The organism is Paenibacillus sp. EB106-05-06-XG162 (assembly GCF_058791655.1).
Window position 1 is genome coordinate 59,753 of record NZ_JBYTDT010000011.1, and the last position, 11,815, is coordinate 71,567.

The 11,815-nt window shown below is 46.5% G+C and carries 10 protein-coding genes; 8 read left to right on the forward strand and 2 right to left on the reverse strand.

Going from position 1 to position 11,815, the window contains the following annotated elements:
* The 8 genes from AC3WU2_RS20980 (at position 1) to AC3WU2_RS21015 (ending at position 9,993) form a co-directional block, all read left to right on the forward strand.
* Positions 1-1,230, forward strand: coding sequence for a hypothetical protein (locus tag AC3WU2_RS20980; protein WP_492457001.1), 1,230 nt, complete (start codon positions 1-3; stop codon positions 1,228-1,230).
* Positions 1,214-2,353, forward strand: a complete 1,140-nt coding sequence (locus tag AC3WU2_RS20985; protein WP_492457002.1) for an acyltransferase family protein — start codon at positions 1,214-1,216, stop codon at positions 2,351-2,353. Before AC3WU2_RS20980 ends, AC3WU2_RS20985 begins: the two co-directional genes overlap by 17 nt.
* 4 nt (positions 2,354-2,357) lie before the next feature.
* Complete coding sequence (locus tag AC3WU2_RS20990) at positions 2,358-3,743, forward strand: glycosyltransferase (RefSeq protein ID WP_492457003.1); 1,386 nt, start codon at positions 2,358-2,360, stop codon at positions 3,741-3,743.
* The gene (gene cps2T / locus AC3WU2_RS20995) at positions 3,740-4,978 is read left to right on the forward strand and encodes a beta 1-4 rhamnosyltransferase Cps2T (protein ID WP_492457004.1); all 1,239 of its coding nucleotides are present in this window, start codon (positions 3,740-3,742) and stop codon (positions 4,976-4,978) included. Before AC3WU2_RS20990 ends, cps2T begins: the two co-directional genes overlap by 4 nt.
* A gap of 173 nt (positions 4,979-5,151) precedes the next feature.
* Positions 5,152-7,347: a right-handed parallel beta-helix repeat-containing protein gene (locus tag AC3WU2_RS21000; protein ID WP_492457005.1), complete on the forward strand. Its 2,196-nt coding sequence runs from the start codon at positions 5,152-5,154 to the stop codon at positions 7,345-7,347.
* Positions 7,348-7,460: 113 nt separating this feature from the next.
* The gene (tdh, locus tag AC3WU2_RS21005; RefSeq protein WP_492457006.1) at positions 7,461-8,567 is read left to right on the forward strand and encodes an L-threonine 3-dehydrogenase; all 1,107 of its coding nucleotides are present in this window, start codon (positions 7,461-7,463) and stop codon (positions 8,565-8,567) included.
* A 17-nt stretch (positions 8,568-8,584) separates the two neighbouring features.
* Entirely contained in the window at positions 8,585-9,145 is a 561-nt protein-coding gene (rfbC, locus tag AC3WU2_RS21010) for a dTDP-4-dehydrorhamnose 3,5-epimerase (protein WP_492457007.1), read from the forward strand.
* Positions 9,142-9,993: an SDR family oxidoreductase gene (locus AC3WU2_RS21015; protein ID WP_492457008.1), complete on the forward strand. Its 852-nt coding sequence runs from the start codon at positions 9,142-9,144 to the stop codon at positions 9,991-9,993. The genes rfbC and AC3WU2_RS21015 overlap by 4 nt, the downstream gene beginning before the upstream one ends.
* Positions 9,994-10,395: 402 nt before the next feature.
* On the opposite strand, the gene AC3WU2_RS21020 is transcribed toward AC3WU2_RS21015, so the two are convergent.
* Both AC3WU2_RS21020 and AC3WU2_RS21025 read right to left on the reverse strand, forming a co-directional pair.
* Positions 10,396-10,806: a bactofilin family protein gene (locus tag AC3WU2_RS21020; protein ID WP_492457009.1), complete on the reverse strand. Its 411-nt coding sequence runs from the start codon at positions 10,804-10,806 to the stop codon at positions 10,396-10,398.
* A gap of 3 nt (positions 10,807-10,809) precedes the next feature.
* Positions 10,810-11,790, reverse strand: a complete 981-nt coding sequence (locus AC3WU2_RS21025; RefSeq protein WP_492457010.1) for a M23 family metallopeptidase — start codon at positions 11,788-11,790, stop codon at positions 10,810-10,812.
* Positions 11,791-11,815: the final 25 nt, after the last annotated feature.

The window sequence follows — 11,815 nt, forward strand, 5'->3', positions numbered from 1 at the left end:
ATGGAAATTATCATTGCACTCATTTATGTGTTCCACCAAGCTATTTCACCCAATTTAGATATATTCTATTTCGTTAGTGTGCTGTTAATCGGGAAGGATATTCTGCATCGCAAGGAAATTACAGTGAAATCCTTGGGTTATATCTATCTCATCCTTCTCTATGCATTACTACAGCTGCTTCTGAATGAGCAGATTGAGATCCAGCGGATGGTCGTTAACATCGCAAAAATCTTCCTGAACGTATTCTTATTCCTTCAAGTCAGAGATACCTTCCTGACGCAATTGTCTTTAAAGAAAATGATCAATACCGTATCCATCAGTTACCTCATTCTGCTGTTGGTCGGCTTGTTCTACAAGACGCATCTATTATGGCGATTAGACGATACCGTCAACATTTATCAGAAGGTTCGATTCTCGTTGCTCTATTTTGAGCCGAGTGAAGCTTCCTTCCATGTCTGCATTGTGATGGTCTTATTGATGTACTATGCGCTGCGTGAACAGGACCTGAGGAAAAATAGTCTAAATATTATATTTATGCTATCCAATATGATCATCATCACGCTGACGGCGGGGATGGGCGGAATCCTTGGACTGACTTTGGCGATTGTTGTCATGTACCTCTTCTATTTAAGGGAGAAAATAAGCATTGAGCGCATGTTGATGTTCATGGGGCTCTTAATCATTAGCGCGATCGGTTTATTCCTATTCGTGACGAGCAGCAGCAGCTTCTATTTAAGAATCAATGACATCTTCTCGGGCAATGATAGCTCCGTCGTGTATCGCTTGAATACGAGCTTCATGATTATGAAGCAAATGCTCTTGAATACACATTTCTTAGGCATCGGTTTTGGCAATCTCAATACAAGCATGGTTCAGAACAGCTATGGAGGCTATGGATTAGTTGAAGTAATCTCGAATTCATTCATGTATGCCATCGCAGAGGGAGGAATTGTGATGATCGTCCTTCTCCTGCTCTTTCATATGCTGCTCCTTTCACGTATTCGCATGGGTGAGGGGATGCTGAAGTATTCGCTATTTATTTTTATTTTTATCTATCAAATTGCGGGTGGCTACTTCACGAACCCTGTCAATTGGGTGATCTACGGGCTCATTGGGAACCAACTCTTTATGAGTCAGAATTTTCTTCGCAGCAGCGTTGTTGTCAAACGGTCAACCAGCCAATTAAGGTATTTTCGAATAGTGGGGGAGAAGCATGACTTCCAAGCATGAAAGAACGAATGTATTTGATTTTCTCAGGTTGTTTGCTGCGCTTTCTGTTCTTATACAACACTCGGTTGGTCATCTCAATGTAAACTTCTTATGGCTGCAACCGGGCGGATCAGCATGGTTCAATGATGGCGTCCCCTTATTTTTTGTGTTAAGCGGGATGCTTGTATACTACTCGTATGAACGTCATGTGAACGAAGGCAAGCCATTGAAGTATTATTTGGCCAACCGGTATTTACGCGTCGCACCTGCGATTTATGTGTATGCCATCATCACGACGATCCTGCTACTTGCAGTTGGCGTTATCTCTTTTAATACAATGTTGACTGTAAAATTTATGGCTTGGTTCTCAGGCCATTTTATGCTGGCCCCTATTGCTTATCCATCGATCTTCAAAGACTTTGGAACAGGGATCGTGAACGGAAGTCTATGGACCATCCCGCAGGAATTTTCGTTCTATCTCGTTGTACCATTGATATTCTGGATTGAGCGAAGATTGGGGTTCAATCGAATGTTCGGGGGATTAGTTGCCCTCTCTTTTCTCGGTATTGTACTGCTACAGGCATTGAACCACAGCTTAGGAGAGCTGAATATACTCACCTTTTTATATATTCATACGTTCTTCCCTTATTTGATATATTTTGCGATGGGAATCTTCTGGTTGAGGTATTGGGGGAACATGAAGTCTAATGGCTATCTAGCGCTGTTATCTCTCCTATTGTATATCATTCTTCGTTATCTGCCGCTGTACAGCGGTCCGATTGAACCTTATGCCAGATTGCTATGGATTCTTCCGTTAAGCTACTCGATTGTGTGGTTCGGCTACAATGGTCCCAAGATCCTGAATACGATCGTGAAAAAGATTGGAGACTTAAGCTTTGGCGTATACATATGGCATATGGTTGTCGTGAATTTGTTCATGTATTATCAAGTGGCGGAGACGGGCTTGCCGCCTACGGTTATCCATCTGTTGGTGATGCTAATAACATTGGCGCTAGCTGCATTATCGTGGCGATGGGTAGAGCGGCCAGCGCTAAAGTTGAAGCCTTATAGTTCACGAACAAGAACAGTGGATGACGCCGAGAAGCGCGAGCATCTTATCGTCGCAAATTATAATGGGAGCTAGATGCATGCGAATACTACATGTTTCATTAGGATTACCGCCTTGGCGCACGGGAGGGCTAACGAAATACAGCGTTGATCTGATGCTGACGCAGCTTGAATTACAGCATGAAGTCACTGTGGTGTATCCAGGACGCTATACGCTGACAGGGAATATGAGTATCAGGAAGAGGAGTGACTATCAAGGCATTCAAGTCTATGAGATGATCAATCCGCTGCCTGTACCGCTGCTAGGCGGTATCAAAACACCTGGGAAATTTATAAGAGAAGGGAACCGGCAGCAGTATGCGGCTTTCCTTAAGATGCTGAATCCTGATATTATTCATGTTCATACATGGATGGGAATCCATAAGGAGTTTCTGGAAGCAGCCAAGCAGCTGGAGATTCGAATCATATTTACATCCCATGATTATTTTGGTATCTGCCCCAAGGTTAATTTGTTCACGGATACGGGAGATTCATGCGAGGACTATCTTGATGGTACTCGCTGCGCCGGATGCAATCAAGGCGCCTATAGTATGGCGATGATTCAACTGATGCAGTCGCGGACATATCGATATTTCAAGGGCAGCCGTGCGCTTAAGCGGCTTAGTCAGTACGTTAAGCATCGTCAACGCGGAGAAGCCACGAGAGAACCGGTCGCCCGGCTTGCTGGTTCGGTCGAACGTGCGGATGGAATCCCTTATATCGAGCTGCGCCGCTATTACATGGAGATGCTTCAACTGGTGGATCGGATTCATTTCAACAGCTCGATTGTTGCGCAAGAGTATGCCCGATATGGATCGTGGAATGGCGAAGTGATGTCGATAACGCACCGCGATATCCATGATCGCCGCACAATACGCGCAATACCTTCTGATAAGCCTTTACGATTCACCTATGTAGGCCCGGTGGATCACTATAAAGGCTTTTTTCTATTGCATCAAAGTTTGCAGCTGTTGAAGGCGCAAGGGCATAAAGATTGGCATCTCCATGTCTATGGTGGTGCAATCAACGATAATCCATTTCCGGAGGCGCAATATACATTTCATGGCCGATACAGCTATCAAGATCTGCCCGAACTCTTCGGGAATACCGATCTGTTGATAATCCCGAGTCTATCGAAGGAGACATTCGGCTTTATCGGGCTGGAGGCATTGTCATATGGAGTTCCAGTGATGGTCACAGATACGGTAGGATTTCAAGATCTGATTCAAGACGGCCTTACCGGGTTGGTCGTTAGAGCGCATCCAGATCAACTAGCCAATCAACTTCGGCATGTGATAGAGGATCGGGAAGTTCTCTCGGAGATCAATCGCAATATTATGGCTATGGATATTCCGTTCTCTATGGTGCAGCATACAGAACGGTTAATGAAGTGGTATTCTCTAATGAAGGCTGAGGTAATCGGATGATGAAGCATATCTTTATTATTGGATCCAAAGGAATTCCCGCCAAGTATGGTGGTTTCGAGACATTCGTCGATCAACTGACAGAACGAAGGCAAAGTCAAGATATTCAATATCATGTCGCTTGCCTGTCGGATCATAAGCATGAATTTATGCATCATAACGCCCGCTGCTTTGGCGTGAAAGTCCCGTATATTGGAAGTGCCAGGGCCGTATTATACGATGTATGGAGTCTGCGCGAGTGCAATCGATATATTAAGCGACATCAATTATATAACAGCACGGTGTATATTTTGGCCTGTCGCATCGGGCCTTTTTTTTATGCGTATAAAAGAAAATTATCCAAGATGGGTGTTCAAGTGTTCGTGAACCCGGATGGCCATGAGTGGAAGCGTGGGAAGTGGAACGCGTTGATCAAACGTTATTGGAAAATGTCCGAAAGGCTTATGGTTAAGCATGCCGACTTGCTCGTCTGTGATTCGAAAGGCATCGAGCAATATATCCGGGAAGATTACAAGGCCTATCAGCCGAATACCACCTTCATCGCCTATGGTGCAGATGTCACCAAATCTAGGTTAGCAGATAACGATGAGGGGCTCATTCGTTGGATGGATCAATTCCAGATCTGGCCGAAATCCTACTACGTTGTCATCGGGCGCTTCGTTCCGGAGAACAATTATGAGCTCATGATCACCGAGTTTATGCAATCCAATACGGATAAAGATTTGGTGATTATTACAGGTGTAGAAGAAAATCGGTTCTACCAAGCTTTGCGTGAGCGGACACAATATGAGCAAGATCCGCGCATCAAATTTGTTGGAACGGTCTATGACGCTCAGCTGCTTAAGAAGATTCGGGAACAGGCTTATGGATATTTGCACGGGCATGAGGTGGGAGGGACGAATCCTTCTTTGTTGGAGGCGCTGGCCTCAACCTCTATAAATTTGCTGTATGATGTTGTCTTTAACCGCGAGGTTGGTGCAGAGGGCGCGGTTTATTTTACGAAAGAAAAGGCATCCCTTGCTGCATTGATTGATGAGGCGGATAAATATACAGAGGAGAGGATATCTCAGCTGGAAACGAATGCGAGGAATCGAATCATACATGAATATGGATGGGAGCGCATCGTAGACCAATATGAGCGAATCTTCACAGGAGAATATTTGCCGCATGTTGTGCAGGATTGGACTGTTGCTTCGGTGGGTAGCAAGCCTGTCTCAATCAATGAGATAAGTAGGTAAGAGTAGGCATTAAGGAATCAGGCTTCTTTTTTCTATTATGAGTCTAATTACGTTCTAGTCGATCAACAAATCGAAACTAATAGATTTGACTATAGCAACAGGGAATGGACCTGAATATGCTATTAGAGAAACTAGAGATGATGAATCATCATAGAATAGGGAGGTTGTTCGATATGTCAGGATTGAAAGATATGTTCAGAAAGATTAAACAATCCATCCTTCCAAACAAGACTGATGCGGTAGAAAGCGATGAAGAAAATTCTGTATTGGCTCAAGCGACGATATCTGCATCGAGCAGTATACCGAATAACTCTGTTACGACAGCATCGATCGTTGATGGTGCAGTGACCAACCCGAAACTTGGGAGTGGTTCCGTTACGGTGGATAAACTAGGCATCCCGTGGTTCACGGTGACGGATCCAACCCGTCTAGCGGATGCGCTCGCGAATTTGAAGGCGAACGGAGGCGGAGTTCTCATGCTCCCGAGCGGCACGTATGCGGTGAATGCTGATACAACGGTGGATGTCAGCATTACGCTACACTTCATGAATGGGGCCAAATTGAATATTGCCAGTGGGAAGAAATTGATTCTGAACGGTAATATTGAAGCGGGATTAACGCAGATTTTCACAGGAGATGGAGTCATTGCAGGGGACCCGCAAGTGAAGGAGCTCTATCCGCAGTGGTTCGGGGCTGTCGCGGATGGGAAGAACGACGACTCTAAAGGGATTCAAGCAGCGGTAAATACGGCATCGTCGTTAGGAGGGACGGTTGTATTCCCGCCAGGAATGTACAATGTAGGTACCATAAATATGAAATCGAATGTCAGATTGGTAGGGTCGAAAGGGGCAGTGCTTCAATCGACCTCGGTGACAAGTCCGGATACGTTATTGAACGCTGTCGGCGCATCCAACTTCGAAGTTGCGGATCTTGAAGGTAAAATCAGCTTCGTCTGCAATGGATGCTCTGATTTCGTCATTCGCAATCTTCGGGTGGTAGGCAATACGGCGAACTGGTACTTCTATCAGACATCCGATGGTATGATTCTGAACAATCAGATCGAGAATACTTTGAATACGACGGAAAGAATCATCTACTTGAACGATTGCTCGACGATTCTTGTAGACGGCAATCGAATCAAAAATAACACACTATTCAATAATGTCACGCCGAACAGTAACATTGGGATTAACGTGTCGTCATCGAAGTATTGCAAAGTCAGCAACAACCATGTCGAGAATTGCGGCGGTCAAGGCATTTGCTTCGATACGAACATCGGCATTACCGATGCCACGGAACGACAATGCTTCAGCAACATTGCGATCGGCAATATCGTGATTGGGAATGGTCAAGAAGGAATTACGGCCTTTGCCTCCAATCAATATGAAACCTACGATATCACCATCATGAGCAATATTTGTATTAACAATCGATTTGATGGCATAGAAATATGGGGTGTTAGACAATGTCTAGTGGAGGGCAACAGCATAAGCGCGCCGACTATGACGGATTATAGTTTTGGTGCCATTAATCTGTATGGAGCCAAGGATATTATTATAAACGGCAACTCGGTTGAGAATGTTCCCAATTCAGGCATTGCAACAGCATACGGCTATAATTATTCGCAACCCATTTGTTCGAATATTATTATTACGAATAACCGTATTCAGAACTGGAATAATCTCGATTTAAACCCGGCCACGAATCATGATCAAATATGCGCAATCAACTTATTCGGCGGGGATTACACTGTGGTGCGTGGTAATATATTTTTGGATACAAAAACAGGTAGAAAGTATGGCATTAAAGCTGTATCGGTCGTACAAGGCCATCATTATATCCAAGGGAATGTGAACCCCGGCAATTTGCCTGTCGATGATCATACTGAAGCGGACATGACATGGGTAGGAAGACAGATTGGAGAACGCATTCCGATGCTGCGGATGTCACAGTTGCAAGGAGATTTGAATAATGGTGTAATGTCTGCGATCGACCCCGGTTCTGTGTGGTATAATGCGAACAAATACGCCTTATACTTCAAAGGTTATGACAAGACGATGCTGACTCCGATGATTATCGATGAGAGCAGCACCACTGGATATCCTACAGCAGATTATACGCCAGGGTATTACACGTATCAGACATTGACGGGCCGCTTATTTTTCAGAAGCAAACCAAGCAATTCGAATGGCAAATATACTGAAGTGGTGCTGAAGGATAAATTCATCAATTTAAAGCGAAGTACCGAAGTGTCGAAAACGCCGATTGAAGGCGATACGTATTACGATACAACGAAGAAAAAACCTGTATATTATGATGGTGCAAACTGGAGAGACTATGCGGGGAATATTATCAGTGTAAACCCATAAGAATGAACACACAGAACCGAGACTATGAAGCGAATGCTTCGAATAGAATCGGTTTTTTTTCTATTGAATTTATTACTCGCCGCAGCGGTGGTGAAATAAAGGAGAGATCTTCCTTGAATAGAACAATGATCGGCTTAGTCAAAGAACACCGAGGGCCCGGCGCGGTGCTGAAGGAAGTTCCCGTACCAGTGATCGGACCGGACGAGGTGCTCGTACGTGTCGTAGCGAGCTCAATCTGCGGAACGGATATGCACATCTATAACTGGGATGCGTGGGCGGAGAAGTCCGTGGTAACGGGCAATGTATTCGGACATGAGTTCGCAGGGATCGTAGAAGAGATCGGCAGCGGGGTCTCTCATGTGAAGGTAGGCGATCACGTGTCTGCGGAAGGGCATATAGTATGCGGGATTTGTAAGCCGTGTCGGACGGGAAAGTCACATGTATGCTTGAATACGCGGAGTTTCGGCATTACGGCATCAGGATGTTTTGCGGAATATGCGGCCGTGAAGGCGAGCAATGTGATACAGAACCGTAAGGATATGCCATTCGAGATTGCCTGTCTGCAGGACCCTCTTGGTAATGCGGTACAGACGGTACTGACGGGCGACATTGTAGGCAAGTCGGTTGTCATTATTGGAGCGGGGTTAATCGGATTGATGTCGATTGCCGTAGCGAAGGCATGCGGTGCGGCGCAGATCATCGCGGCAGATATTAATCCATATCGATTGGACATGGCACATCGTATGGGCGCGGATGTATTGATACATAGCGGAGAGGTGAAGCTGTCGCAGGCGATCCTTGATCATACGAACGGCGAAGGCGCGGAGGTTGTGCTTGAAATGTCAGGCCACCCGGATGCAATTCGCGAAGGTTTCGAGGGTGCAGCGAACGGAGCGCGTGTATCGTTGTTAGGGATTCCGACGCAGGATGTTCCTCTGGATATGGGGCAGATCATCTTCAAAGGGATTCGTGTTGAAGGCATTACAGGCCGCCGGATGTATGAGACATGGTATCAGATGAAAGGGCTGCTGGATCGCGACGTGCTTCATTTGGATCGATTGGTGACACATACGTTCACACTGGACCGTTATGAAGAAGCCTTCGAACTCATGCGCGAGGGGCGCTGCGGCAAAGTAGTTTTCCTTCATGAGTTATCAAAGCCGGGAGGTATCGCATATAACAGTACAGACCCTGCATTGCAGGCTATCTCATCGATATAGCGGAGGAGGGGTGAACCTTGCGAGTTATTCCTAGCAAATTAGAAGGCGTCGTATTGATTGAACCGGCTGTCTTCGGCGATGCACGAGGATTCTTCATGGAGAGCTATCATGCGGAGAAGTATGCAGCAGCTGGACTTCCCTATCAGTTCATTCAAGACAATCATTCCTTATCTGAACCTGCAGGGACGCTGCGAGGCCTTCACTATCAACTATCACCAAAAGCACAGACGAAGCTGGTGCGTGTGTTGGCAGGGGCGATTTATGATGTGGCTGTTGATATTCGGTCAGGTTCAGAGACATTCGGTCAATGGGTTGGATATGTGCTGAGCGCTGCGAATAAACGCCAACTGCTCGTCCCTCAAGGGTTCGCGCATGGCTTCTGTACGATTGTTCCGAACACCGAAGTTAGTTATAAAGTGGATCAGTTCTACGCGCCTGCACATGATCGGGGCATTCGCTGGGATGATCCCGCACTCGCCATTCCATGGCCGACGGATCGCCCGCTGTTGTCACCCAAAGACGAACTGCACCCTTACTTTGCGGATGCGCAGCTCGAACTGGAGGGGGAAGACGGATGAGTTCTCGAAGAAGAGTGTTAATAACCGGAGCACAGGGACGACTAGGCACAGCTTTCCTTAAAGCTTGGACGTCTCATGATGATGAGGTGATTGCATTAAGCAGACAAGAGTTTGATGTGAAAGACGCGGGGTCGGTCATGAAGCAATGCGAGCGGTATCAGCCGAACATTATCATTCATACGGCTGGATACACCGATATCGATCTTGCGGAGGAGGAGCCGGAGGAAGCGTATCGCGTCAATGCTTATGGTGCAAGGCATGTTGCACTGGCTGCGAGAGCGGTCGATGCACAATTGGTACATTTCAGCACCGATCAAGTCTTCCAAGGGTCATCGGAGCAGTCGTATGAGGAGACATCTTATCCACTGCCAGTGCATACTTATGGGGCTTCCAAAGTGGCTGGCGATCGATTCGTACAGGCTATTCATCCCCAGCATTTGATCGTTCGAACAGCCTGGCTGTTCGGAATTTCTCCGATTAAGGAAGAGATCAGCAGTGCAGCAAGCTCCAGCCGTTCATCGATATGGCACGCCGAATCTACTGTAATTGGTTGTCCGACCTATGTGCCAGATTTGATCCACCATGTCGAAGAGATGCTAGGGCAACGTTGTCACGGTCTCTACCATGTTACAAGTAGCGGTTCCTGTTCCATGCAAGAGTTCAGAGATGCTATTGGGGCGCTTACCCCCGCGATTGATTGGCAGCAGAGCTCATCTGATCAAGCGCAGCGGCGCGCTAGACGGCCTGAACGGGTTGTATTAGAACCCGCAGCGCTAATGCGAACAGGAATCCCGCCGATGCGTCATTGGTATGAAGCATTAGCGGACTGGATGAATCGAAATATATGAAACTTTCTCCCAATGAATTGACAATTTGAGAGAAATGGTGTAACGTTGATACGATACATATTGTAACATTAAAACATTGTAAGTATCATTGGAAGTCTGCTCATTGGGGGTTGAGTGAAGGTGAGAACCATCCATACGGATTCCGTGGAATCCATCTATTGTTTGGCATGCAATACGAGACAAAGTGTACAGCGACAGCGTATTGTTTTCACAACAGGGTATTATCGTGTTGGCGTACCACTCGGCTGCTGCGAGGCGTGTTATTCTCTTTCTCAGATTCAAGAGCAGTTCGTAAATTTTGTGAATCACCAGAGTCCCCCTGTCCTGAAGTGAACCAAGACCTCCTAAGCAGTTATGGCGGGAACCGGGAGGTCTTGCCCAGCTAGCAGTCTCTCTGACTCTCTATCCGGCTTGCTTCTTATTCTTCTTCGCAACCGGTAATTCCGAATCTTGGACAATGGACCGAGGTTCTAGTTTCTCCATCCGACTTTCACCACTGAAGATTCCACCCTCATGAATAATAATGGAAGAGCCATGGTAATTACCGTGAAATTGGCCCTTGCTGGTAATGATTAATTTTCCCTTTGTCGTCACATCGCCATAGACTTTGCCCGCAATCATAAGTTCTCTGGCCTGAATGTTGGCCGTCGCAACGCCTTGCTCCCCGATGGTGATCGTCCCGCTCGCTTCAATCTCCCCTTGGAAATGTCCTTCGATTCGTAAATTGGTCTGACATGTCAGATGTCCATCCATTGTCGTTCCTTGTCCGATTAATGTATCGGTGAGACGTAATTTCTTCTGTCGCCGCATCATGAATTATTCCTCCTCCGGATTCGTAATGTAAGGCAATGGATCGATGAGCTGATCTTCCCGAGCAATTTGAAAATGAAGATGAGGGCCTGTGCTTCGTCCCGTATTGCCGAGCCGCCCAATCCGATCCCCTTTGACAACAACGTCCTGTTCATTCACTTCAATCCGATTTAAATGCATATACCAGGTGTCATAGCCCTTCGCATGCGCTATCACAATATATTTGCCGCGGGAATTGTCGGACCCGGTCGTAATCACTTTCCCATCTGCCGCTGCAAAGACAGGATCCCCTACTTTACCCGCAATATCGACACCGGCATGATAGGCTGCTCTTCCTGTCATGGGATCACGACGGTACCCGAAATTCGAGGTCAGTCGATGGGATGTCGTCGGCCAGCCTGTAGGCATATTCTGGAACACATCCTGTACTCGCTCAACGGTCTTCGAGACGTTCTGCTGCATGATCGCAATGACGGCTTCCATTTGCTCCAAATCAATGGCTGTATCCTGTGCGAGCCGAATAACCTCTTCATTGCTAACCGGAAAATATTCACCGCCGACATCTTCCATAGCATCCCATGGCAGCTGCGTAACGCTTGAATCGCTTGTTGACTCCGTCTTGCCGTATTTGCGGATTAGACCTTGCAGTGTCTTCTCCATCTTATGTATACGTTCCATGCCTTCTTTCATCATTTGCGCATCCGAAGAAAGTTCAATGACTTCATTTTGGAGAGAAGTAATGGCGTGGTCTTTTTGCTGAATGGTATTTGCGCTTGCAGTAGCATTGGCAGAAATTCTTCCTTGCAGCCCTTCAATCTGAGATGAAGAGCGCATTTGGAGTCCGAGGACAAAACTTGTTAGGGACACAGCAGTAATGAGAGGAACGGAGATGACTAGCAACTTCGGCACTTCGATTTGTCTGACCGACTGATCGGCATTACGAATCACGAGCAGCGTTATCTTGCTAGTAAACCATCGTTTCTTCAAGGGTTCTCCTTTCTACCGGAAGAAA

What these genes read in the sequence shown, in the direction of transcription:
- AC3WU2_RS20980 (WP_492457001.1), top strand. Translation starts at nt 1, where the DNA reads ATGGAAATTATCATTGCACTCATTTATGTGTTCCACCAAGCTATTTCA.
- AC3WU2_RS20985 (WP_492457002.1), top strand. Translation starts at nt 1,214, where the DNA reads ATGACTTCCAAGCATGAAAGAACGAATGTATTTGATTTTCTCAGGTTG.
- AC3WU2_RS20990 (WP_492457003.1), top strand. Translation starts at nt 2,358, where the DNA reads ATGCGAATACTACATGTTTCATTAGGATTACCGCCTTGGCGCACGGGA.
- cps2T (WP_492457004.1), top strand. Translation starts at nt 3,740, where the DNA reads ATGATGAAGCATATCTTTATTATTGGATCCAAAGGAATTCCCGCCAAG.
- AC3WU2_RS21000 (WP_492457005.1), top strand. Translation starts at nt 5,152, where the DNA reads ATGTCAGGATTGAAAGATATGTTCAGAAAGATTAAACAATCCATCCTT.
- AC3WU2_RS21015 (WP_492457008.1), top strand. Translation starts at nt 9,142, where the DNA reads ATGAGTTCTCGAAGAAGAGTGTTAATAACCGGAGCACAGGGACGACTA.
- AC3WU2_RS21020 (WP_492457009.1), bottom strand. Translation starts at nt 10,806, where the DNA reads ATGATGCGGCGACAGAAGAAATTACGTCTCACCGATACATTAATCGGA.